This is a genomic window from Arthrobacter sp. CAN_A212, assembly GCF_015752345.1.
Lineage (GTDB): Bacteria > Actinomycetota > Actinomycetes > Actinomycetales > Micrococcaceae > Arthrobacter_D.
Window position 1 is genome coordinate 21,751 of the sequence record NZ_JADOUT010000024.1, and the last position, 23,333, is coordinate 45,083.

The 23,333-nt window shown below is 65.0% G+C and carries 21 protein-coding genes and 1 pseudogene; 11 read left to right on the forward strand and 11 right to left on the reverse strand.

The features are described from left to right. Positions 1-42 precede the first annotated feature (42 nt). The 5 genes from pucL to IWX64_RS14820 form a co-directional block, all read right to left on the reverse strand. Complete coding sequence (gene pucL / locus IWX64_RS14800; RefSeq protein ID WP_196867896.1) at positions 43-990, reverse strand: factor-independent urate hydroxylase; 948 nt, start codon at positions 988-990, stop codon at positions 43-45. A 2-nt stretch (positions 991-992) separates the two neighbouring features. Further along, a complete protein-coding gene (gene uraH / locus IWX64_RS14805) occupies positions 993-1,331 on the reverse strand; it encodes a hydroxyisourate hydrolase (RefSeq protein ID WP_196867897.1) in 339 nt (112 codons plus the stop codon). Then, the gene (gene uraD, locus IWX64_RS14810; RefSeq protein ID WP_196867898.1) at positions 1,328-1,822 is read right to left on the reverse strand and encodes a 2-oxo-4-hydroxy-4-carboxy-5-ureidoimidazoline decarboxylase; all 495 of its coding nucleotides are present in this window, start codon (positions 1,820-1,822) and stop codon (positions 1,328-1,330) included. Before uraD ends, uraH begins: the two co-directional genes overlap by 4 nt. Before the next feature lie 176 nt (positions 1,823-1,998). Beyond that, complete coding sequence (locus IWX64_RS14815; RefSeq protein WP_196867899.1) at positions 1,999-2,814, reverse strand: bifunctional allantoicase/(S)-ureidoglycine aminohydrolase; 816 nt, start codon at positions 2,812-2,814, stop codon at positions 1,999-2,001. Then, complete coding sequence (locus IWX64_RS14820) at positions 2,807-4,090, reverse strand: DUF6986 family protein (protein WP_196867900.1); 1,284 nt, start codon at positions 4,088-4,090, stop codon at positions 2,807-2,809. The genes IWX64_RS14815 and IWX64_RS14820 overlap by 8 nt, the downstream gene beginning before the upstream one ends. Positions 4,091-4,255: 165 nt before the next feature. Between IWX64_RS14820 and allB the strand changes: the two genes are divergently transcribed. Further along, positions 4,256-5,632: an allantoinase AllB gene (gene allB, locus IWX64_RS14825; protein WP_196867901.1), complete on the forward strand. Its 1,377-nt coding sequence runs from the start codon at positions 4,256-4,258 to the stop codon at positions 5,630-5,632. Between the two features lie 51 nt (positions 5,633-5,683). Here the strand turns inward: allB and IWX64_RS14830 are convergent, their stop codons facing one another. Then, a complete protein-coding gene (locus tag IWX64_RS14830; protein ID WP_196867902.1) occupies positions 5,684-7,666 on the reverse strand; it encodes an acyl-CoA dehydrogenase family protein in 1,983 nt (660 codons plus the stop codon). Positions 7,667-7,746: 80 nt separating this feature from the next. Further along, a complete protein-coding gene (locus tag IWX64_RS14835; RefSeq protein WP_196867903.1) occupies positions 7,747-8,031 on the reverse strand; it encodes an acylphosphatase in 285 nt (94 codons plus the stop codon). A 46-nt stretch (positions 8,032-8,077) separates the two neighbouring features. Here IWX64_RS14835 and malQ point away from each other — a divergent pair, with 46 nt between their 5' ends. The 6 genes from malQ to IWX64_RS17345 all read left to right on the forward strand — a co-directional run bounded on the left by malQ (position 8,078) and on the right by IWX64_RS17345 (position 14,749). Continuing rightward, a complete protein-coding gene (malQ, locus tag IWX64_RS14840; RefSeq protein WP_196867904.1) occupies positions 8,078-10,207 on the forward strand; it encodes a 4-alpha-glucanotransferase in 2,130 nt (709 codons plus the stop codon). A gap of 123 nt (positions 10,208-10,330) precedes the next feature. Next, positions 10,331-10,711 (forward strand): DUF7793 family protein, encoded by a 381-nt coding sequence (locus IWX64_RS14845; RefSeq protein WP_196867905.1) that lies wholly within the window; start codon positions 10,331-10,333, stop codon positions 10,709-10,711. Further along, positions 10,712-12,292, forward strand: coding sequence for a putative bifunctional diguanylate cyclase/phosphodiesterase (locus tag IWX64_RS14850; RefSeq protein WP_334683334.1), 1,581 nt, complete (start codon positions 10,712-10,714; stop codon positions 12,290-12,292). It abuts the gene before it with no gap. A gap of 9 nt (positions 12,293-12,301) precedes the next feature. After that, positions 12,302-13,090 carry a class I SAM-dependent methyltransferase gene (locus tag IWX64_RS14855; protein WP_196867906.1) on the forward strand — a complete coding sequence of 263 codons (789 nt, stop codon included), beginning with the start codon at positions 12,302-12,304 and terminating at the stop codon, positions 13,088-13,090. Between the two features lie 149 nt (positions 13,091-13,239). Then, the gene (locus tag IWX64_RS14860) at positions 13,240-14,643 is read left to right on the forward strand and encodes an OFA family MFS transporter (RefSeq protein ID WP_196867907.1); all 1,404 of its coding nucleotides are present in this window, start codon (positions 13,240-13,242) and stop codon (positions 14,641-14,643) included. A gap of 1 nt (position 14,644) precedes the next feature. Next, complete coding sequence (locus tag IWX64_RS17345) at positions 14,645-14,749, forward strand: MFS transporter small subunit (protein ID WP_442859066.1); 105 nt, start codon at positions 14,645-14,647, stop codon at positions 14,747-14,749. A gap of 96 nt (positions 14,750-14,845) precedes the next feature. On the opposite strand, the gene IWX64_RS14865 is transcribed toward IWX64_RS17345, so the two are convergent. Further along, positions 14,846-15,829: an aldo/keto reductase gene (locus IWX64_RS14865; protein WP_196867908.1), complete on the reverse strand. Its 984-nt coding sequence runs from the start codon at positions 15,827-15,829 to the stop codon at positions 14,846-14,848. 126 nt (positions 15,830-15,955) lie between these two features. On the opposite strand from IWX64_RS14865, the gene IWX64_RS14870 reads away from it, so the two are divergent. After that, positions 15,956-16,744 carry an SDR family oxidoreductase gene (locus IWX64_RS14870; protein ID WP_196867909.1) on the forward strand — a complete coding sequence of 263 codons (789 nt, stop codon included), beginning with the start codon at positions 15,956-15,958 and terminating at the stop codon, positions 16,742-16,744. A gap of 172 nt (positions 16,745-16,916) precedes the next feature. Here the strand turns inward: IWX64_RS14870 and IWX64_RS14875 are convergent, their stop codons facing one another. Next, complete coding sequence (locus IWX64_RS14875; RefSeq protein WP_312883910.1) at positions 16,917-18,398, reverse strand: glyceraldehyde-3-phosphate dehydrogenase; 1,482 nt, start codon at positions 18,396-18,398, stop codon at positions 16,917-16,919. A 232-nt stretch (positions 18,399-18,630) separates the two neighbouring features. Here IWX64_RS14875 and IWX64_RS14880 point away from each other — a divergent pair, with 232 nt between their 5' ends. Together IWX64_RS14880 and IWX64_RS14885 are read left to right on the forward strand one after the other, a co-directional pair. Beyond that, positions 18,631-19,455: an ACT domain-containing protein gene (locus IWX64_RS14880; RefSeq protein ID WP_196867911.1), complete on the forward strand. Its 825-nt coding sequence runs from the start codon at positions 18,631-18,633 to the stop codon at positions 19,453-19,455. Between the two features lie 57 nt (positions 19,456-19,512). After that, entirely contained in the window at positions 19,513-20,469 is a 957-nt protein-coding gene (locus IWX64_RS14885) for an acyl-CoA thioesterase (RefSeq protein WP_196867912.1), read from the forward strand. Here IWX64_RS14885 and IWX64_RS14890 read toward each other — a convergent pair. Further along, positions 20,466-21,644, reverse strand: coding sequence for a thermonuclease family protein (locus IWX64_RS14890; RefSeq protein ID WP_196867913.1), 1,179 nt, complete (start codon positions 21,642-21,644; stop codon positions 20,466-20,468). The genes IWX64_RS14885 and IWX64_RS14890 overlap by 4 nt on opposite strands. A gap of 340 nt (positions 21,645-21,984) precedes the next feature. Beyond that, positions 21,985-22,824, reverse strand: coding sequence for an SDR family NAD(P)-dependent oxidoreductase (locus tag IWX64_RS14895; RefSeq protein ID WP_196867914.1), 840 nt, complete (start codon positions 22,822-22,824; stop codon positions 21,985-21,987). A gap of 242 nt (positions 22,825-23,066) precedes the next feature. Between IWX64_RS14895 and IWX64_RS14900 the strand changes: the two are divergent. Then, a pseudogene (locus tag IWX64_RS14900) lies at positions 23,067-23,237 on the forward strand (VOC family protein); the annotation flags it as partial. Between the last annotated feature and the right edge of the window lie 96 nt (positions 23,238-23,333).

Below are 23,333 nucleotides of genomic sequence, written 5' to 3' on the forward strand. Positions count from 1 at the left end.
TTGCCGCCATCGTAGTGGTCGCCGTCGTCGAACATGCCGGGGCTAGCAGAATCCAGGGGTGTCGGCCCAGACGGCTGATTCACTGGCTGCGCCTTCACGCTCAACCGTCGCCTCAATCAGGCCATAGGGACGGTCGGCGGCGAAGAAGACCTCGTTCGGATTCTCCAGTCCGAACGGGGCCAGATCCACCAGGAAGTGGTGCTTGTTCGGCAGGGACATCCTGACTTCCTGGATTTCCGGGTGCGCCTCAAGGACCTTCTTGCCCATCTGGAACATGGTCTGTTGCAGGGCCAGCGAGTGCGTCTGGGCGAACGTGTCCAGGAGGATCCCGCGCACACTGTCGTAGGCGGCGTCGAAATCTATACCGGCGGTGGCTCCGGGGGTGTACCTCCACTTGGCGGTGACGTCCGTGGCGAGGATGCGGTCAGTCGTTTCGGGCAGGGTGGTGTAGCGGTCACGGGGGAACCCGTGGAATTCGGATCCGGTGGACTTCAGGACTGTCAGGCCCTGGATTCCGGCGACGATGTGCTGATGCCTGCCCTCGACCAGCAGGAGGGCGGTCCTGGTTTCTGAGGTGTTGCGGGAAAAGGCGTGGTTGTGGTCGTTGATCCGGTCCCACCGGTATTGCTCCGCTGACCACCGCCCGCCGGTTACCCAGTCAAAACTTGTGGTGAAGTGGGCGCCGAGACGCAGGAGGAAGGCTTCCGGTGAGCCGACGCCTTCCTTCGCGAATGCGTACACCGTGTTTTTCTGGGTGTCGGTCGCGACCACCTGCGAATTGTCGCCGTCGGTGTAGGCGGCCTCGAAATCGCCGTGCAGCTGCGAGGTGACATTGAGGTCCTCGATGGTGTGGCGATCGGTGTCCCGGGTGATCCGGACCAGACGCACCTCGGCTTTCCCGTACTGGTTGCGCCCCAGGACGATGCGTCCGGTGTCAGCGGAATCAGTAGCGGGGGTGTGAACGGTGTCCTGGTGGCTCGTTGCAGTCATGGTTAGCTCCCTCGATACGTTGAATAGGCGAATGGGCTCAGGAGTAGCGGTACGTGGTAGTGCTCGGTTGAGGTGACGCTGAACGTCAGGGTCACCTCAGGGAAGAAGGTCCCGGTGCCGGTACTGCCGAAGTATTCGCCGGTGGCGAAGGTGATCCGGTAGGTTCCGGGGTCCACCTGTTCCGGGCCCAAAGACCGGATCCGGCCGTCGGCATCGGTGGTTCCCGCCGCCACCGGGTCCCACCCGGTGGCGGATTGTGCAGACAGCTGCGCGGTGATGCCCTGCGCGGGACGGCCGGTTCCGGTGTCAAGGACGTGGGTGGTGATATGGCTCGGGGTCATGATGTGACGAGACCTTCCAGGCGGATGAGGGCGATTTCCCTGAGCTGCTCGGCAACCACCGGCAACTCGTTCTCGGGCGTATGGTTCAGCCGGGATTGCAGGTGGGTCAGGATCTCCTCGGCGTTGCGGCGGGCAGCACGGATCAGGAACACCCGGCCAAACTTCGCTTCGTACTCCCGGTTGCCGGCGAGCAACTGTTCAACTGTGTCGGCTGAATTGTCGACGCCGGACTGCTCGCGGCGGGACAGCTCATTTTCCGCGGAGGCGCCCTGGGCGCGTTCCCCGATCCGGGGATGGTGCTGCAGCGCCCGGTCCAGCTCCGCCTCGGTCCAGGCGGGTGCCGCGTCGGCGGCATGGGCCAGAAGGTCGGCACGCGTGGCATAGGGGCGGGCTTCGACGATGGCGGTGATCCAGCGGGGCACATCCGCACACGGACCAAGGAAGGCGGCAGCAGCTGTGGGAGGGGCCGAATTGAAGTCGCTCAGGCGCATGGGTGTCAGCTTTCGTCGTTGTCCACTGCAGCGCTGAACACCCTTGACCATCGACGAATCGACTTGATTCGATGTTTCTGCAGTGCGGAATACCTATTTCACGAAAGTGTAATCCCTGTCACGCCGGATGTGTCAAGCATTCGCTGGCACATCCTTCGCCGGGTCGCTCTGGTAGGTCAGAGGATAATCTGACGGTTGACATCCTTGTACAGCAGATAGCGGAAGTTGGTGGGTCCGCCGGCATAGCAAGCCTGCGGGCAGAAGGCCCGCAGGGACATGTAGTCACCTTCCTGGACCTCCACCCAGTCCCCGTTCAGCCGGTACACCGCCTTGCCCTCCAGCACGTACAGTCCGTGCTCCATGACGTGCGTTTCCGCGAAGGGAATGGACGCACCCGGCTCGAAGGTGACCACGTTGATGTGCATGTCGTACGCGAGGTCCTGGACATCGAGCATGCGGGTGGTGCGCCACTTGTTGTCGGTGTCCGGCATTGCACCCGGTTCGATGTCGCGCTCATTACCGACGACGGCCCGGGCCGTGTGACCGGCCAGGGGCTCATAGCGCTTCCTGATCCACTGGAACTTCGCCAGGTCAGCTCCACGGTTCTCCGCCTGCCAGTGAGACCCGGCGGGCAGGTAGGCGAACCCTCCGGGCGTCAGCGTGTGCGCCACGCCGTCGATGGTGACGGCGAGCTCCCCGGCGAGGAGGAAGACAAACGACTCGACCTCCCGCTGGGGTTCGGGTGCACCCGAACCGCCGCCAGGGGCGACCTCCATCAGGTACTGGGCGAACGTCGTCGCGCCGCCAGCCACCGGACGGTTGAGGATCCATGCACGGGTGCCCGTCCATTCGGGGAGGACACTGGTGACAATGTCCCGCAAGACTCCCCGGGGGATGACGGTGTATGCCTCGGTCACAATGGCGCGGTCCGTGAGCAAGGCCGACTGTGGGGGCAGCCCGGTCTGCGGAGCGTAGTAGGTGGGATCAGTCATTATTCTCCTTGGCGGTGGGCATCAACCCGGACTGGGCCAGCGCTGCGAGTTGGTGCGCTGAAAGACTGACTGCAGCGTCGATTTCCTGCGGATCAACGGCACCGCAGAGAAGCCCCCGCTGCAGGAAACGGGCAAGGGCACGCGCGGTGGCAGGTTCATCGAGCACCGTGCTCTCCAGCCGGTGTGCGTAGTTCCGCAGGCGTGCGGCGGCGGCATCGAACCCACGCCGGTAAAACAGGTAGGTCGCGGCGAAGCGGCTGGGAAGCTGGGCCGGGTGCAGGTCCCAGCCCTGGTAGTACCCGCGTTCCAGGGATCGTTGCACCAGGGCCGAATGCAGTTTCCAGGCACTGAGGACATTTTCGTCCGAGCCCAGCGGCAGGATGTTCGTCGAGCCGTCGGATAACCGCACGCCGGTGCCCGCGACGGCCACCTGCATGACCTGCTTGGCGAAATCGGCCGCGGGATGATCCATGGCCTGGTATGCCGCGGCGATCTCCAGCGATGCGCTGTAGTCGTAGGTGCCATAGTGCAGCGCCGATACACGTCCGTTGCCCACCTGCAACAGTTTCGCGACGGGCACTGTGCCGTCTGCGGCGAGGATCAGCTGCGGGGTCTCCACTTGGACTTCAAACCGCAGCCGGCCCGCCGGGAGGGCGTGGAACTGTTCGAGCTTCTCACAGGCGTAGACCATCCCCTCGACCTGGGCCGCGGTGCTGACCTTGGGCAGGGTGAGGATCAACCCCTCTGGCAGGCCGCCGCGTTCCATCAGCCGGGCGACAAAGAGGTCGAGGGTCCTCAGTCCTCTGGCCCGGGTGGATTCCTCAAGACTCTTGAACCTGATGCCAATGAACGGCGGGCTGGTCCCATCGTTGACGGCGGCAGCCACCAGGTCGGCGACCCGCAGCGTATCGCCGTCTTCCTCCGCATCAGCACGCAGCCCGTACCCGTCCTCGAAATCCAGCCGGAGGTCTTCGATCGGTTCGCTGTGGAGCTTGGCGGTGACCCGGGCGCTGATCTGGTCGATTAGGGTGACCGGCAGGCCAATCGTGGCGCACAGCGCCTCCATGCCGCCCTGCGCGCGAAGGGCAGCGAGCGCCCCAGCACCCCACTCCGCAACCAGGGTTCCGGTGAACCGGTCGGCTGGCACGTAGACCGTGTGGACGGGCTGGCGGGTGCCGTCATCCCCCGGGTAGTTTTCGGACAGCAGCCGGTCGGTGGACTGCAGGACGGTGTCGATTGCCGTGTAGTCGGCAGCGCTCAGCGTGGGCTCGGTCATCGGCTCACCCACGTCCCGGCAGGGAAGCTGAGGGAATTATTCACCGGATCTCCTCGCGACGATTTCGCCTGATGGATACCACTGCCTACTGAGTGGAAGCATCTGTCTAGGTGAATGTAGCAGCACCGGGTACGTTGATGGGTCAGACGGACGTCAGGAGACAGCATGCCCCACGCCACCGAAACGCGCTCACCGGGAGGAACGCAGCCACACTTTGACCTGGTGATCCGGGGCGAGCGCATCATGACGCCCGCTGGCGAGCTCCCCCGCGAGGTCGGAATCCTGGACGGGCGGGTCAGCGCGGTCGAACCCCTCGGAAGTGGCCTGTCGGGCAACGAGATCGTCGAACTGACCAGCACCGAAGTGCTCCTTCCCGGTCTCGTAGACACTCACGTCCACGTCAACGAGCCCGGCAGGACCGAGTGGGAGGGATTCGCCTCCGCCACCCGGGCCGCGGCTGCCGGCGGTGTCACCACCATCATCGACATGCCGCTGAACTCCCTTCCACCGACTACCAGCCCCGGGGCCCTCCATACCAAGCAGGACGTCGCGAAGGACCAGGCGTTCATTGACGTGGGGTTCTGGGGAGGGGCAGTTCCCGGGAACACCGACGCCCTGCGGCCACTGCACGACGAGGGGGTTTTCGGGTTCAAGTGTTTCCTGCTGCACTCGGGGGTGGACGAGTTCCCCGCCCTCGACCCCGCGGAAATGGAGCAGGACATGGCGGTCCTGGCGGGTTTCGACTCGGTCATGATCGTGCACGCGGAGGACGCGGGAGCGATCGAGCGGGCGCCCTCGGCGGCAGGAACGGCCTACGGGAACTTCCTGGCCTCCCGGCCCCGCGGGGCCGAGAACGTAGCCATCGCCGAGGTGATTGAGCGGGCCGGTCGCACGGGTGCACGCGCGCACATCCTGCACCTGTCATCCTCGGATGCCCTACCGTTGATTGCCGCGGCGAAGCGGGACGGCGTCCGACTGACGGTCGAGACGTGCCCCCATTACCTGACCCTCACGGCCGAAGAGATCCCCGATGGCGCCACCGCCTACAAATGCTGCCCACCCATCCGGGAAGCGAGCAACCGCGAGCTGCTCTGGGCAGGCCTGCGGGACGGCACCATTGACTGCATCGTCTCCGATCACTCACCGAGCACCCTCGATCTGAAGGACCTCAAGAACGGTGACTTCGCGGTGGCGTGGGGAGGGGTCTCCTCGCTGCAACTGGGCCTTTCCCTGATCTGGACGGAGGCGCGGCAAAGGGGCATCGACCTTCACCAGGTCAGCGACTGGATGTCCGCCCGGCCGGCGCAGCTGGCACGGCTCACCACGAAGGGGCGCCTCGCGGTCGGCTATGACGCGGACCTCGCGATTTTCGCGCCCGACGACGTGTTTGTCGTCGACCCGGGGAAGCTGCACCACAAGAACCCCATCACCCCGTACGCCGGGAAGCAGCTCTCGGGTGTCGTGCGCCGAACCTTCCTCCGCGGCCGGGTCATCGACTTTTCGACTCCGTCCGGGCGGCTCCTCCGCAACGGCCTGGCATAGCGCCCGAGCGCCCCGGCGCCCCGTTGGCCGGAAGCGCGGGGCGCGTTAGTGTCAGCGGTAATTCCGGTGCAGGTTGGGCCGGGTTGACGGTCCCTCCGGCCGGGGCGCAATCCACGGTCCGGTGCCCTCGGACTGGTCGATGATCCCCTTCTCCAGCCAGGTGTAGGTGCCGTCGAGGACCTGCCGGGACAAACGGCGGTCGGAAGAGTCGGTGTTGTTCCACAGGTCGGTAAAGAGTCGCCCGATCCGACCCCGGGACTGCAGGCAGAACGCGTCTGCCAGCTGATAGGCGGTGCGGCCCTCGTCCGGATCCTCCGAGCGGAGCAGCTCAGCGCGCGTGCAGACCGCCGCCATCGCAAAAAGCTCGGCACCGATGTCGACAATCCTGCCGAGGAACACCTGCTTGTGCTCCAGCCCGGCCTGCCACCGGCCCATCCCGAGGAAGGTGTTGCGCGCCAGACGCCGGGAGGACCGTTCCGCAAAGCGCAGATGTTTGGCCAGGCTCCCGAAGTCACCATAGGCCGCAGGATTCAGGCCTTGGCCCGCCACCAGCTTGGGCAGCCAGCGGGCGTAGAACCCGCTCGCCCCGACCGCGGCTCTCGCCTTTGCGGCCAGGTCAGCGTCCGACGACGCCAGATCACCGGCCGCCGACAGGTGAGCATCGACTGCCTCCCGGGCAATGAGCAGGTGCATGATTTCGGTGGATCCTTCGAAGATCCGGTTGATCCGCAGGTCCCGTAGCAGCTGCTCGGCGGCCACCGCACGCTCCCCGCGGGCCCGCAGCGAGTCGGCGGTCTCGTAACCCCGCCCGCCACGGATCTGGACCAGTTCGTCGGCCACCTTGCACGCCATTTCACTCGACCACAGCTTCGCCAGGGCTGCCTCAATCCGGACGTCCACCTGGTTGCTGTCGGCGAGTGCTGCGGAGAGCTCGAAGACCGCCTCCAGGGCGAAGGCGGTCGCGCCGATGAACGCGATTTTCTGGCCGACGGCCTCGTGCTGTCCTACCGGGCGCCCCCATTGCACCCGGGCGTTGGACCATTCGCGGGCGATCTTCAGCGACCACTTGCCCGACGCGGCGCAGATGGCCGGAATCGAGAGTCTGCCGGTGTTCAGCGTGGTGAGAGCAATTTTCAGGCCTTGGCCCTCTCTCCCCAGCCGGTTGGCGGCCGGTACCCTGACGTTGTCGAACCGGGTGACCCCGTTTTCGATGCCTTTGAGCCCCATGAAGGTGTTCCGGTTTTCGACGGTGATGCCGGGGGAGTCGGCTTCCACCACGAAGGCGGAGATGCCGCCCTTCCCGCCGTCGTGCGCCGGGACCTTCGCCATCACCACCACCAGTTCCGCGATGACGCCGTTGGTGGTCCAGAGTTTGCTGCCGTTGAGGACGTAGGTGTCGCCGTCGAGCGTTGCGGTGACGCCCATCCGGGCGGGGTCGGAGCCGACGTCGGCCTCGGTCAGGAGGAAGGCCGTCACCGCGCCGGCGGCGCAACGCGGCAGATACTGCTGCTTTTGTTCAGGGGTGCCGAAGATCTTCACCGGCTCGGGCACCCCTATCGACTGGTGCGCCGAGATGAGCGCCCCGATGCTGGGGTGGACTGAGCTCAGCAGCATCAACGCCCGACCGTAGTAGGTCAGGGACAGTCCGAGACCGCCGTATTCCCGTGGGATCTTCATCCCGAAGACGCCGAGGGCGGCGAACCCGCTGAGGTACTCGTCCGGAATCTGCGCGTCGCGTTCAATGCGACCGCCGTCCAGGGTGGCGGCGTAGCTGGTCAGGTCCCGCAGGAACGCTTCGCCGCGCTCCCGGTCTGCGGTGGTGGACACCTGGTGCGGATGGATCAGCCGCAGGTCGAAGTTGCCCAGGTACAGGCCTTTCGCGAAGCTGGGCCGGGTCCACCCAGTTTCGCGGGCTGCCTCCGCCACCTCCCGCGCCCTGCGCTCGGTGACCGGCGGGCCACCAGTGTCCGGCGCAACCGGCGGGGTCGCGTCGGGGAGTAACTGGTCTGACTGTGGCTGCGTTTCGGCGCTCATGGCTGACCCCTCTGCTCAGCTGGGTCGCCGCGGGTCGGTGACCCAGTGGAGCTGTGCCCTTATGCTACTCCCGGGTAGCTTCATTCCGTCCGGAAATCGGTGAATTCCCCGGCCGGCTCGCTATACGATTCGACGACGTTCTCCACCCTGCCCGGGGCGCCCGTGGAGTTGAGCCACCCGACCAGCGAGCGGATGGCGGTCTCCGGCCCTTCGGCGACAATCAGCACCGACCCGTCCGGCCGGTTTGAGGCGACCCCGGTCAGGTTCAACTGGCGGGCCTTTTCGCGGGTGTAGTAGCGGAATCCCACCCCCTGGACGGTTCCGCTGATGGTGGCGGTGAGCCGGGTCCGCTGCTGGTCATCCATCACTCCAGCGTAGCGAACCGCCCTCCGACCCCCTAGATTTGAGGGTATGCCTGCAACAGAAGAATCCCGTTCGTCCACCCCGCCCGAGCCCGACCTGCTGCACCGCCTCGCCGAAGCTCACCACGTGGGCACAGCCTTCCGTGGCTGGGACGGCGCCGAGAAGAGCGTCAGCCCGCAGACCCTCACGAAAGTGCTCACAGCACTCGGCGTGGCTTGCGAGACCGGGGACGATGCCGCCCGATCGCTGAGCGAGTCCGAGACCTCGCCGTGGCGACGGACCCTTCCCCCTGTCGTCGTTGGCAGGGAATCCGTGGCACAGGATGTCCCGGTCACCGTGCCCGCCGGAACGACGCCCACCCTTCGGGTGTTGCTTGAGGACGGTGGGCAGCGGGACCTGGCCCTGGCCGACGTGCCCACGGAGCACTCGGAGGTCGACGGCGTTGCCCGCCAGCGCCTGCACTTCGCCCTTCCAGCGGACCTGCCCCTCGGCTGGCACACCCTGCACGCCGGACCTGCGGATGACGGCGAGGCTGCGCAGTGCACGCTGGTCATCACCCCGCAACGGCTGGACACCACCGCACGCCTGACCCGGACCTGGGGGCTCATGGCGCAGCTGTATTCGGTGCGGTCCCAGGACTCCTGGGGTGTCGGGGATATCGCCGATCTGGGGGCGCTGGCCGCGTTCTCGGCCAGCCGTGGCGCCGGTTTCGTGCTGATCAACCCGCTGCACGCCGCGGAGCCCGCGCCCCCGGTCGAGCCATCCCCGTACCTGCCCTCGACCCGGCGGTTCTTCAATCCGCTCTACCTGCGGGTGGAGGATGTGCCGGAGTTCACCGCGCTTGCCCCCGAGCAGCGCCAGGCCGTTGAAGAGCAGGCTGCCGCACTGAAACAAGCCAACCAGAACGCGGAGATCCTTGACCGTGACAGCAGCTACGCCGCTAAGTTGAGTGCCCTGGAAGCCATCCACCGGGTACCGCTCAACGCCGAGCGGCAGCACAGCTTTGACGAGTTCCTTGGCCAGGAAGGGCCGGGGCTGGACAGCTTCGCCCTGTGGTGCGCGCTCGCCGAGACGCTTGCCCCGGGGGCTGCCGCGTGGGATGACCCCGACTACATTGATGCGCAGCGCATCGAACTCGCCGACCGGATCCGGTTCCACCTGTGGTTGCAGTGGCTCTGCGACGAACAGCTTGCGGCCGCACAGCACGGCGCCCTCGACGCGGGGATGACCATCGGGATCATTCACGACCTGGCGGTAGGAGTGCACGCCCACGGATCCGATGCCTGGTCGCTGCGGGGCGTCCTGGCCGATGGGATCAGCGTCGGCGCGCCACCGGACATGTTCAATCAGCAGGGCCAGGACTGGAGCCAGCCGCCCTGGCACCCGGGCCGTCTCGCCGAGTCTGGGTACGCGGCGTACCGGGACATGCTGCGCACCGTCCTCAAACACGCCGGCGGCATTCGCGTGGACCACATCCTCGGGCTGTTTCGCCTCTGGTGGATCCCCGCGGGCGGCGCCTCGGGCGACGGGACCTACGTCTACTACGACCACGAGGCCCTCATCGGCATCCTCGCCCTCGAAGCGCAACGGGCGGGCGCCGTCGTCATCGGCGAGGATCTCGGCGTGTTTGAGCCCGGGGTGCAGGACTACCTGGCCGAGCGCGGGATCCTCGGGACCTCGATCCTGTGGTTCGAGCACGACGACGACGGCCCCCGCCGGCCCGAAAGCTACCGTCAGGCGTGCCTCACGTCCGTCACCACTCACGACCTGCCGCCTACCGCCGGCTACCTGGCCGGTGAGCACGTTGACCTGCGCGAGTCGCTGGGCCTGCTGAACCGTCCCGTCGAGGAGGAGCGGGCTGCCGATCAGGTGGCCCAGGAATCGGTGCTGTCCCTGGTGCGGTCAGTGATCGGACCGACAGCTGAGGGGTCAGCAGCCACTGTGGAGAAAACCGTCGAAGCGTTGCACCAGTTCATCGTGCGGACACCGTCGGTCCTGTTGGGTGTCGCGTTGACCGATGCGGTGGGGGAACGACGCACCCAGAACCAGCCGGGCACCAAGGACGAGTACCCCAACTGGCGGATCCCGCTCGCCGGTCCGGAGGGCCAGTCGGTGCTGATCGAGGACCTGGCCGGCAGCGAACGGTTTGCTGCCCTGGCCCGGGTGATGGCTGGCTGATTCGCGCGGCACTCAGATACCCGGCGGGCGTCGGGGAGATCTATGCTGTACCCATGGTCTCAGCCGAATCATGCTTCCTCTCGCACCCGCCCTGTCACCCGCTGGAGTACCGAAGGGTCCGTTGTGGGTGAGCTCCCGCCGGACGGGATCGACGGGATCGGCGCAACCCTGGCCCTGGGGGCCGACAGCATCCTGCGTCTGAGGTGGGAGAGGGGAATCTCTATCGCCGAGGAGGACGCCCGCCGCGCGATGGACCGGGTGAATGATCTCTGCGCCGGCGCACGCCACCCGATGCTCGTTGACATGGCCACAACCAAGGCAGTCAGCCGGGGAGCGCGAACGGTGTTTGGGTTGCCCTGCTCTGCCTCGCGAATCGCTCTCCTGGGCGCCTCCCAGGTGGATAAGGTCATCGCCAACTTCATTCTTGGGGTGAGCTCGCTCCCGTGCCCCACAAAATTCTTCACCTCCGAACCGGCCGCGCTCGTCTGGCTGAAGGAGGGGTGAATGGCGGAAGAGTTTGTGGACAAGCGGCTCGACGCCCTGGTGGAGGGGATTGTCCGGCTCTCCTCCGGGGACTTGTCAGCCAGGATGGAAGTTTCACCCGCCCGAGACTCAATGGACGCCGTCATCAGCGGCGTGAACCTCCTGGCCGAGGAACTCGAAGTTTTCTACGAAGAACTGGAGCAGCGGGTCCGTGACCGGACCGCAAGCTTGCACGCGGCGCAGGTTGAGTTAGAACGGATGGCTATGTATGACAGTCTCACCGGTCTCCCGAATCGAACCCTGCTGCGCCGACGGATTGACGACGAAACGCTGCCCGCCGCCGTAAGGTCGCAACCCGCCGCCTTGATCCTGCTGGATCTTGACGCTTTCAAGGCTGTGAACGATAGCCTTGGCCACTCTGCCGGCGACCAGGTGCTGATCGAAGTGGGACGCCGTCTTGAGTCGACCGTCCGGGAAACCGATACCGTTGCACGGCTGGGCGGCGACGAGTTTGCAATCTTGTTGCCGCAAACCACCGACGAGATTGCCTGCGACATCGCTGAGCGCATCCTTCATGCGTTGCGGCCGGCGATGATCGTCGCCGAAACCAGCATCCACATCCTTGCGAGTATCGGTGTCCGGTGCGGTGAAGCTGGACAGTCGGGCGAAGACATGATGCGCGACGCGGATACCGCCATGTATGTGGCGAAAAACCTCGGCCGCAGCAACGTCCAGGTGTTTCATCCGGCCATGCTGCATGCCACGCACGAGCGTTTCACCATTCTTGAGGAGCTGCGTCAGGCCATTCCAGCAGGCCAGCTCCGAGTTTATTACCAGCCGCTGGTCTCACTCCGGAACTCCACGATTATTGGTGCGGAGGCTCTGGTGCGCTGGGAGCACCCGGACCGTGGGCTGCTGTATCCGGATAACTTCATTGGGATAGCTGAGGAAAGTGGACTGGTCGTCGATATCGGCGGATGGATGATCGACGCCGTCGCTGCTCAGCTCGGAAACTGGGGGGATGTTCTGGATGGCCGGGATTTCGCCGTCCGAATTAACCTGTCCACCGCTGAAAGCAGGGCCCCCGGTCTGGCTGATCTGATCGACCGGGCCCTCGCCGAACATGCTGTTCCCACCGATCGATTTATCGTCGAGATTACTGAGACTTCCCTGATGACCGATCCGGAAGCGAGCTCCGCGAACTTGCTCGAGTTGCGGGAGCTTGGCGTCGGTGTCGAAATCGACGACTTTGGTACCGGCTACTCATCCATCAGCTACCTCAGGAAACTTCCCGCCCAGGCGGTGAAGATGGACAGCTCGCTGATCGAAGACATCGCCACGGATCCGCGGCAGCGAAAGTTCATTGCCGCCGTCCTGCAACTGATCGAGGCGGCCGGGCTCATTTCCATCGCGGAGGGAGTCGAAACAGCTGACCAGTCGCGGATCCTGACCGAGCTGGGGTGCTGCTACGGGCAGGGCTACTTCTTCGGCAGGCCGATGCTGGCCGCGGACATGGCGGCAGTCATTACGGGTGGATTGGGGGCCACAGCCGGCGGCGGTGACCCGGAGGCGGATCGGGCCATCGGCAACCTCAGGGCATAGTCTAGGCGGGTGCCATCCCTGAAGAAGTACCTCCTGCTGCCCTCCATCATCAGGCTGTCCTCACGGGTGCCCAGGAACCGGAACACGGCCTGGGAGGGCTATTGGGGGAGGATCCAGAAGACCGGCTCCGGTGGTGACGTGCTGTGGGACGCCGGCAACGACCATGAGTTCGCCAGCTATCTCCCGGCACTACAACGGACCCTGAACCCCGACCTGCCCGTGGTCGATGTGGGATGCGGCCATGGCAGCTTCACCCGCCTGCTGGCGGGTCACTTCCCGCGGGCCTTCGGCGTCGACGTCGCACCCGGCGCGGTTGCGCGGGCCCGGGACCAAAACACCGACCTGCCCAGCGTGGAATTCCGCACCCTCGACTGCACGGTGGCCAGTGCGGGGGAGCTGCTGGCCTCTGAGCTGGGTGACTGCAACGTGTTTGTCCGCGGGGTTTTCCACGTCCTCGACCCCGGGGCGCGGACTGCCCTGGCCGCGAACCTGCTACCGCTGGTGGGTCGGCGGGGGCGTGTTTTCCTCGTCGAAACGAACTTCCGCGGCAATGCCCTGGACTACATCTCGCGGCTAGGCGCCTCGCCCCGCAGTATTCCCCGGCCGCTGAAACTGGCGATCTCCGGCCTGCCGAAGCCGGGCCACTTTGGGCCTCTGGAACGGCTGGCAGCCTTCGACGACGACGGGTGGACGGTGCTCGAGGACGGGGCGGTCACCATCGATGCGGCGGACATGACGACGAAGGGCCAGCCGGAGCAGATCCCCGGGTACTACGCCGTGCTGGCGCCACGGGGCTGATCCCCGCGCTGTGGGGCCGGCACCCGCTGTTCAACGGACACTGTGATCTTCGTCTACCCTTAGAAAGTTGAACTTTGAACATTTGAACGTAGCGTCCGTGGCTGCCGCCCTGGCTGCACCCCACGCTCTCCGTGACGAAGGAGTACTAGATGAGCTGGCTTGCCCGTGAACACACCATTGCCCCGCCCGGGTTTAACCGTTGGCTGATTCCCCCCGCAGCGTTGGCGGTGCACTTGTGTATCGGCCAGGCCTACGCAACCAGCGTGTACAAGACCGCACTGGTTGAGCACTTCGACGCGAGCCTGACCCAGATCGGTGTGATCTTCTCGATCGCCATCGTGATGCTTGGTCTCTCCGCCGCCGTGATGGGCACCTGGGTGGACAAAAACGGTCCACGCATGGCCATGTTTACCTCGGCCCTGTTCTGGACCAGCGGTTTCCTCATCGGTTCGCTCGGCATCTTCACCAACCAGTTGTGGCTGGTCTACGTGGGCTACGGGTTCATCGGTGGCATCGGCCTGGGTATCGGCTACATCTCGCCAGTTTCCACCCTGATCAAATGGTTCCCGGACAGGCCAGGACTGGCCACCGGCATGGCCATCATGGGCTTCGGTGGCGGCGCGCTGATCGCCAGCCCCCTCTCCACCCAGCTGTTGCGGATGTACGACCCGAACTCGAGTGCCGAGGGCTGGGTTGCCAGCGGCGAAGCGGTTGGCTTCCTCTTCCTCACACTCGCTGCCGTCTACCTCGTGCACATGATGTTCGGGGCGTTCACCATCAAGGTTCCCGCAGCGGACTGGAAGCCGGACGGCTTCGACCCCTCAACGGTCAAAACCAAGGCACTGGTCACCTCCGATAACGTCTCGGCCAAGAACTCCATCAAGACCAAGCAGTTCTGGCTGGTCTGGACTGTGCTTTTCTGCAATGTGACCGCTGGCATCGGCATCCTCGAGCAGGCATCCCCGATGATCCAGGACTTCTTCCGCGAAGCAGACGGCTCAACAGCTGTGACTGTCGCGGTGGCCGGTGGGTTCGTCGGTCTGCTCTCGATCGGCAACATGGCGGGACGCTTCATCTGGTCCTCCACCTCGGACATCATCGGCCGCAAGAAGATCTACATGATCTACTTGGGCGTCGGCGCCATCCTGTACACCACGCTGGCTCTTGCCGGTGCAGGTACCACCATCCTCTTCGTGTTCCTGGCCTTCTTCATCATCTCGTTCTACGGCGGTGGATTCGCGACCGTACCGGCTTACCTGCGAGACCTCTTCGGGACCTACCAGGTTGGTGCCATCCACGGTCGACTGCTGACCGCCTGGTCCGCAGCCGGTATCGCCGGACCCCTGATCATCAATGGTTTCCTTGACGCCCAGGGCACCCCCGGCGAGCTCACTGCCGCTGCTTACCAGCCGGCACTGCTGACCATGGTGGGTCTGTTGATCATCGGCTTCATCGCCAACCTGATGATCAAGCCGGTCGACTCGAAGTTCCATGAACCAAAGGAGAAGCCCGATTCCGGGACGTCCACCAAAGAACCAGCAATGGAGGCATGAGATGAAGGCAGTCAGTACCACGTTCGTATGGGCCCTTGTGGTCGTACCCCTGGCGTATGGAATCGCTCAAACTATGACCCGCGTCTGGGCACTGTTCGGCGGCTAACGCTGGGCTCCTAACGGCACCGCATACGACGGCGGCCCCCACCCTCGCAGGGTGGGGGCCGCCGTCGTTAACGCGTTGCCAGCCAGACGTCGAAAGTTACCAGCGGGGGTGGATCGCTTCGCGGAAATGCCGGTCATAGATCTTGCTGACACCCTTGTTGAGTTCCGCGCCGAGAGCGCCGGTGTCGGCGGCCGCGGCGTTGGCGCGTGCCTGCTCCACAGTGCGGGCGCCCGGGATCACGCTGGTGACGCCGTCCTGCGCAATAATCCAGGCGATGGCCGCCTGAGCGGTGATGACGCCGTCGGGAACCAGTTCCCCAAACTCCTTCACCGCGTTGAGGCCGGTGCTGAAGTCGACACCGGAGAACGTCTCGCCCACATCGAAGGCTGACCCTGTGCGGTTGTAGTTCCGGTGGTCGTTCTCGGCGAACGTCGTGTCCTTCGAGTACTTGCCCGAGAGAAGACCCGAGGCCAGGGGGACTCGCGCGATGACGCCGACATCCGCGGCCTTCGCTGCGGGCAGCACCTCGTCCAGCGGCTTGAGCCGGAACGCGTTGAGGATGATCTGGATGGTGGCGATATTGCCGTGCTTCAGGGCTGCCATGGCCTCGTCGGTGCGTTCAACGCTGACGCCGTAGTTGCGGATGGCGCCCTCGCTGACCAGGGTGTCCAGGGCATCGTAGACTTCCGCGTCCGAGTACACGGACGACGGCGGGCAGTGCAGCTGCACCAGGTCGAGGGTGTCCACGCGAAGGTTGGTACGCGACCGGTCGATCCACTGGCGGAAGTTCGCCAGCGTGTAGTTCTCCGGCTGTTGTTCCACCCGGCGGCCCATCTTGGTGGCGACGGTGATGTCCAGCCCGGGGTTGTCCGCCAGGAAGGCGCCGATGGTCTGTTCGCTGCGTCCATCGCCGTACACATCGGCGGTGTCGAAGAAGTTGATACCCGCGTCGACTGCGGCGTGGAGGATTGCGGTGGCGTCCTTCGGATCGACGTCCCCCCAATCAGCGCCGAGCTGCCAGGTTCCCAGCCCTACGGTCGAAACGGAGCGTGCGGTTTTGCCTAGAGTTCGTTGTTCCATGCTTCGACTCTAGTAGCCCGGCCAATCCCGCAAACACGCCGGGCGCAATCCCGGTTTCCAGGGGTGGGGATCTGTGTAGCTCCCGCCCTCTGGCACGCACCTGCTCCCTGGCGTAGCCTGAGGGCCATGGCGAGAATAGTGGTTGTCGGGGGTACTGGCCTGGTGGGTCACCACGTGGTGGACGAATGCGTCAGGCGCGGCCACCAGACGCGGTCAGTCGGCCGGCACCTTCCTGCCCACCACTCGTCCCGGTGGGTGTCCGGGGCCACGTACCTCCAGGCTGATGTGACAACCGGAGAGGGGTTGGCCGCCGCAATGGAGGAGGCCGACGTCCTGATCGATGTTCTCGACGGACATGTCGGCAAGGGGTTACGCGCGCTCGACGACGGCGCACTGAACCTGCTTGCAGCCGCCCGCGGGGGCGGGGTGCGCCATGCGGTACTGCTTTCGATCGTCAACGCGGATCGCGCGGCGTTCTCGTACTATCGTTCGAAGGTGCGGCAGGAGAAGATCTACCAGAACTCGGCCGTCTCCTCAGTCGTCGTGCGCGCCACCCAGTTCCACAATTTTGTGGCCGGCGTGTTTGACGCCGGAGGCAAGGTAGGCGTGCTGCCGGTCCTGAAAGGGGCTGCGTTTCAGCCGGTCTCTGTCCAGGATGTGGCGGGCGCCCTCGCCGACGCAGCAACTCACGAGCCTGCTCCCACCGGGGTCATCAACGTCGGCGGCCCGCAGGTGCTCGACATGGCCGAGCTCGCCCGGATCTACCGTGACGTGACCGGAACCACCAGCCGGCAGGTCGCCATCCCCCTGCCCGGTGCACTGGGCAGATTCTTCAGTAGCGGCGACAATCTGGCCCCCGACAACCCGGTTGACGGACTCACCTTCGAGGACTGGCTCCGTCACCGGTCTGCTTAAGGCTGCCCCTGGCTCAAGGTTCCCCCTGACCTAGGCTGCCCCCGACTTGAGACTGCTCCCCACGCAGAATCGCCGGTTAGAGCAAGATCCGCCGCTTGCAAGCGGCGAACCTGACCCTAACCGGCGATTCTGGTGCTGTGGTGCTTGGACGCTGTAGTGCGGGCGGCGTGTCTTAGACCGCCGAGGACCGCACGGTCGCCGCGACGGGTTCCTTGGCGGGGTACGACGGCGGGTTTACTCCGGCCATCTCCTCCATCACCCGAACCACCTGGCAGCTGTAGCCGAATTCGTTGTCGTACCAGACGTAGAGCACCAGGTTGGTGCCGTTCGCGATGGTCGCCAGCCCGTCGACAATCCCCGCCCGGCGCGAGCCGACAAAGTCGGTGGAAACGACGTCGGGCGAGTCTATGTAGTCCACCTGCTTGCGCAGATCGGAGTGCAGCGAGGTTTCGCGGAGGTAGGTGTTGACCTCGTCCTTGCTGGTGCCGTCGGCCAGGGTGAGGTTGAGGATGGCGATCGAGACGTCGGGGGTCGGCACGCGGATGGAGCTGCCCGTCAGTTTGCCCTCGAGCTCGGGCAGGGCCTTGGCGACGGCCTTCGCGGCGCCTGTCTCGGTGATGACCATGTTCAACGCCGCCGAGCGGCCGCGCCGGTCACCCTGATGGAAGTTGTCGATCAGGTTCTGGTCGTTGGTGAAGGAGTGGACCGTCTCCACATGCCCGTGCACCACGCCGAACCGGTCGTTGATGGCCTTCAGCACCGGGGTGATGGCGTTCGTGGTGCACGAGGCGGCGGTGACGATCTGGTCCGTGGGCAGGATCGTGTTGTGGTTGATGCCGTGCACAATGTTCTTCAGCGCGCCCTTACCCGGGGCGGTGAGGAGCACGCGGGCGATGCCCTTGCTCTGCAGGTGCTTCGACAGCCCCTCCTCGTCGCGCCAGCGTCCGGTGTTGTCGACCAGCAGCGCGTCCTTGATGCCGTAGGCGGTGTAGTCGACGGTGGACGGATCGTTCGAGTAGATGACCTGGATGTGGACACCGTTCGCGGTGATCGTGTTGGCGTCCTCGTCAATCCGGATGGTGCCTTCGAAGCTGCCGTGCACCGAGTCGCGGCGGAGCAGGCTTGCCCGCTTCATCAGGTCATTGTCGGCGCCCTTGCGGACCACGATGGCGCGCAGCCGCAGACCGTGCCCGCCGCCGGCCTTTTCGATCAGGAGCCGGGCCACCAGCCGGCCGATCCGGCCAAACCCGTAGAGGACGACGTCGGTGCTGGTGCGCTCGTCGGCCCCCCGCTTGTCGACGACGTCGGCCAGTTCCACCCGCAGGAAGTCCTCCAGGGAGGCCCCGCCGCCGTCGGCCTTGAACTTCTGGGTGAGCCGGGCGATATCGATGGCCGCGGCACCGAGGTCCAGGTCCACCAGGGTGCGCAGCAGCGGTGCGGTTTCCTCCAGGAACAGCTCTTCCTTGCTGATCCTGCGGGCAAACCGGTGGGCTTTGAGGATGTTCATCGCCGACTTGTTGATGAGGCTCCGGCCGTGAATGCTGATCACCACATTGTTCTCGCGGTACAGCCGCCCGATGACGGGGATCATTCCCTCGGCGAGAGCCTCTCGGCTCATCCATGTGTCAAGGCATTCCGATGGGTCGCGATGCACTGTCTGTCCCTTCCTGCCGCTGGGTGTTCCAGCGCTGTGTCCGGCCAGTCGCCTTGTCGGGCTAACCCGGGTTACGGGTGCTGGCCCAGTCGCGCGGTCCGCCCGGACGACGGTGTCGGGGGCTTCGGTGGTGCGCGGGTGGTATCCCCAGAATATCGTCCCCGTGGCGTTTGGCGATAAACGGTCACGACGTCGCAACGCGGGCGAAACAGCGGGCCTGCATGCTGGAGGTATGAAGCGACATCTCACCCATGCAGCGACTGCCGACCTGATCTGCGATTTGTGTAGTCAACTTCCCGAACCGGGAAAGACCCGGGTGACGCTCGCCAACGTGGCGGTGATGCTTCCCATCGAACTGCTGGTGCACGCCGCGGTGGTCAACACCGACCTGCCGTACCTGGCCAAGGTGCTGGTGCTGGCGGTGACTGCCACGGCCCTGGTGATCTTTGTGGCCGACCCGGCAGCGGCCCGGCTGCTGCGTTCCTTCCTGCACGCGCCGGCGATCCGGCGTCGCCGTCGGCTCGATACAGCGGCAGCCCTGTGGCGGGCGCGCGTCCTGGTGCGGGATGAGCCGGGAGCGTTGGAGCGGATCACCCGCAGGCTGGCCCGGCTCGACATCAACATTCTCAGCATCCATGTGCACCCCGCCGAGCTGGGCACCCTGGACGAGTTTGTGCTGTCCGCCCCCGGCGGCCTCCGTGAGGACGACATTCTGGGGATACTGCACGACGCCGGTGGGCGGGCTGCCAGTATCTGGCCGACGACGGCACTCGCCCTCGCTGATGGGCAGACGAAGGCGTTGACCCTCGCTGCCCGGCTGACCCGGGACCCCAGCGAGCTGCGGCATGTGGTGGCCGAGTTGCTGTCGGCGGAGGTCGTGCACCCCGGCGAGGTGCCGTCGTCGTCGGCGGACCGGACGATCCTGAAGATCCCGACCGCCTGGCACGGGCCGCTCCTGTTCCGGCGGGCGGGCGAGCCGTTCACCCTGGCGGAATCCGCACGGGCGCACCGCCTCGCGGAGATCGCCGAAAGCGTGGAACGCGCACCGGTCTGGTGACGTCTGTCTGCCGACACAGATAGCCGCTGCCGGGCGGTTGTGAGCAATACTGTCTCCATGGATCAGACCAACTCGGTGACCTTGCGTTTTCTGGCCGCGCCCACAGACCTCGGGCACAGCGGGTCCGTCGACGCCGGGACGGTGCTGGAGTGGGTGGACAAGGCCGCCTACGCCGCGGCGGTCGGGTGGGCGAAGAGCTACTGTGTCACCGCGTATGTCGGCAACATCCACTTCTCCGACCCTGTCAACGTGGGCGACATGGTGGAGGTCGAAGCGACCATCGTGTACACCGGGAGGTCGTCGCTGCACATCCAGACGGTAGTGTCCTCGGGCGACGTCAAGGGCAGCGGTGCCACCATGCGCAGCCGGTGCCTGGTGATCTTCGTGGCGGTCGGCGAGGACGGCAAACCGCTCCCGGTCCCACCGTACGAGCCGTCAACGCCTGAGGAGATCAGCCGCCGCGACGCGGCCGTGGCCAGGATTGCTGTCCGCGAAGAGATCGTCGAGGCGATGCGCGGGCAGGTCTATACCGATGAAGGAACGGCCGAGAAAGTCATCCTGCGGTTCCTCGCCGCGCCCACCGACGTGAATTGGGGCGGAAAGGTGCACGGCGGCACAGTGATGGACTGGATCGACGAGGCCGCCTACGTCTGCTCCGCACGGTATTGCGGGCAGGACACCGTGGCGGTGTTCTCCGGTGGGGTGCGGTTTTACCGTCCGCTGCTGATCGGCGACGTGGTCGAGGTGGAGGCCCGGCTGGTCTACACCGGAAACAAGGGCATGCACATTGCTGTTCATGTCAGGTCCGGGAAGCCCACGGAGGATGAGATGCACCTGACGACGTACTGTCTGACGGTCATGGTGGCGCGGGATGAGACTGGCACGGCTGTGGCGGTACCGGGGTGGATCCCCCGGTCGGAGGAGGACCGCCGGCTGGAGGCTCATGCGCGGGAGCTACTGGAAATCCGTGGCAGGGCGCCGGGTAACCGGCTCCCAAACCATCTCACGGGTTAGGGGCAGGGCTTCCACGTTTTCCCGCCGGGCGCGTAGCAGCGGGGCCCGGTATAACCCGGGTACGGCTCTTGAACGGCCGGGGGAGGTTGTACAACCGGGGGCGATGGTTGCGGGGCAGACGGAACGTAGGGCTGTGGCGCCGGGGGAACATAGGGGGCCGGGAGATTCCGGACACGCTCGCGCTCGGCTTCGGCAAGCCTCTCAGCTTCCGCAGCAGCGGCAGCCTCAGCCGCCATCCGTTCTGTCTCCGCCCGCGCCGCCGCCTCTTGGCGTTCCCGATCGGCGGCGGCTTCAGCCACCCGCTTCTTCTCCGCCGCAGCTTCAGCCACCCACTTCTTCTCCGCCGCAGCTTCAGCCACCCGCTTCTTCTCTGCAGCAGCTTCTCTCGCTTCGGCAGCCTTCGCCTTCTCAGCAGCTGCCTTCGCCGAAGCTTCCTCCGATTCCAACGTCTTGACCTTGGACTCAAGAGCGACGAGTTGGGATTCACCTGAGTCAATCGTGGATGCGAGCCCGGCAAGAAGCGTCACCCCGGCAGCGGTTGAGTGTGCAAGCCAGCGCAGGGAGTCCTCGCCCGCTTCCAGCGCGGCATGCAACGTTTTTGCTGCTGCCAGTGCGGCGGCCAGTGCGCCGACGGTCGTTGCCACGGCCGCGGCAGTTTCGCCGACCGGTTCTTCCATCGCTTCGGCGATAGTCGCCGTCACCTGCTCTATTTCGGCCGGAACGGTGCATTCCACGGCAGGATCGTAGAGACCCGCCTCGTTGGCGGTTGCCTCAGCCTGCGCTTCCTTGACGACGTCGAAGTACTTGCTGTTCGGTTCGAACAGGACCGCAACACCGAATCCCTGACGGGCAATCTCGGCATTGACCAACGTGCCATTCTCCACAGCCACTGCAGCAAGGACACGGTCGTACTGGTCAGTTTTCTCCACATCGAAGTCCAAACCCACCGGGGTGCCAGGTGGAAGCATGCTCTCCAGGAAGGCGGTCGCCTCCGGGCCGAGACATTCAACCGCTTTGTCTGGGTGTTTGGTCTCGGGGGTATCCACGTTGAGGAGCCGGACCCTTTGGTCCTCGCCGTCGAAGTTGATGATCAAGGTGTCGCCGTCAATGACGCGGACCACTTCGCCCGTCTGGGCATCCGAGCTGACTGAACCGCATCCTGATGCCCCAGCCACCACAGAAGCCGCCACAATTAACGCGGTGGGAAAGCGAAATCGCTTTCGCGCGAAAAATACCGACGACGGACTAAATTTCTGCATTGATTCCCCATATTGCTAAGGCCCGAAACGCGGATGGTGATTGATCATCCCGGAAAGCGGCTGATCAATCACCTTAGCTCCTTTCCACTGCTTTCCGACCCGCATCGACGCGGCTGGGCAGCCGTCCTATCCCTCCGGATGATGACCGGATCGTTCGACCTGGCTGAATGCCCCGGTGTAGCGAATGCAAGCGTCGGTATCAAGGAATCCTTTGACGAAAGGCGGGCTGTCTTGCTGGTGCGACAGAGAAGGTTGGTCAGTGGGTGGGGGTGAGGCCGACGAGCTCTGCGCTTTTGTCCCAGAGGTTGGCTGCGAGCTGGGTGTCGGCAGCTTGTGGGTTTGTTTTGGCGGGCTTTTGCTTTTCGTAGTATTCCCCGGATATCCAGTCGTGGCCGGGGGTTCCTTCGACGAGCCAGACGAGGAGTTCTGCGCCCTTTTCCGGGCTGATGAGGCCACTTAGCCGGCCTAGCGGTGTCTGGTAGATGAATCGCATGATGCTGGTGGTGTCGGAGGCGAAGTTCGTCCGGACGTTCCCTGGGTGGAAGGAAACCGCGGAGATGCCCTTGCCTCCGTAGCGGCGGTCAAGTTCCTTGGCGAAGAGGATGTTGGCGAGCTTCGCATCACCGTAGGCCTTGTTCGCGGAGTATTTCTTGTCGTTGTTGAGGTCATCGAGGTCAATGTTCCCGAAGATCCGGGCGCCGACACTCGCGGTGTTCACGATGACGGCGCTGCTCGAGGTGAGCCTGTCCATGAGGAGGTTGGTCAGCAGGAACGGTGCCAGATGGTTCACCTGCAGCGTTTTCTCGTACCCATCGGTGGTGCGGGTTTGATCTCCGAAGATGCCGCCGGCGTTGTTGACCAGGACGTCGATGCGCGGATAGGCGCTCTTGAGTGCGGCCGCCAGCGTGCGGACGTCTTCGAACTTCGTGAAGTCCGCGACGAAGTGGTCTGCACCCAGTTCCCGGGCCAGTGCTTTGGTCTTTTCTGCAGAGCGGCCGACAAGGGCGACAGTGTGCCCGTCAGCGACGAGCTTCCTGGCGGCAGCGGCTCCGATCCCATCGCTGGCGCCTGTGAGAACAATGGTCTTACCGGGCATGTGGTGTCTCCTTGAAGATGAATGTCGTGCTTGTGCGGTAGCGGTGTTTGTTAGGTGGCTCAGAGTGCCAGTGTAGGGAGTCCAGTGCAGGGCCGGATGGTCCCGTCCTCCCCTCTCCCTCGTGAGGCTTTACTTGAGGTTCGTATCGACGCTGGAATACTCTCATCCCTACCTTTGACAGATAGGAACCAGACCATGAACTCAGTCCAGCCTCGCCCCGTCGACCTATTGAGCGTGTGCGCATGACCGCTCCCCAGATCTATGTCAGTTTCCCCGGTACAGCCCGTGAAGCGCTGAGCTTCTACGCTGACGTCTTCGGTGGGGAACTCACTCTGCACACATACGAAGATTTCGGGCGCAGCGACGGACCCGGAAACGCTATCGCGCACGGGGTCCTGACCGGTGTGGTCGCCTCGGAAGTTGTCAAGGTGAATGGGGCCAGTGGGAGTTAGGCGGCTGCTTCTGTCTGGGTTTCCTGGGATGGTTTGTTGATCCATGCCGCGCCGGGG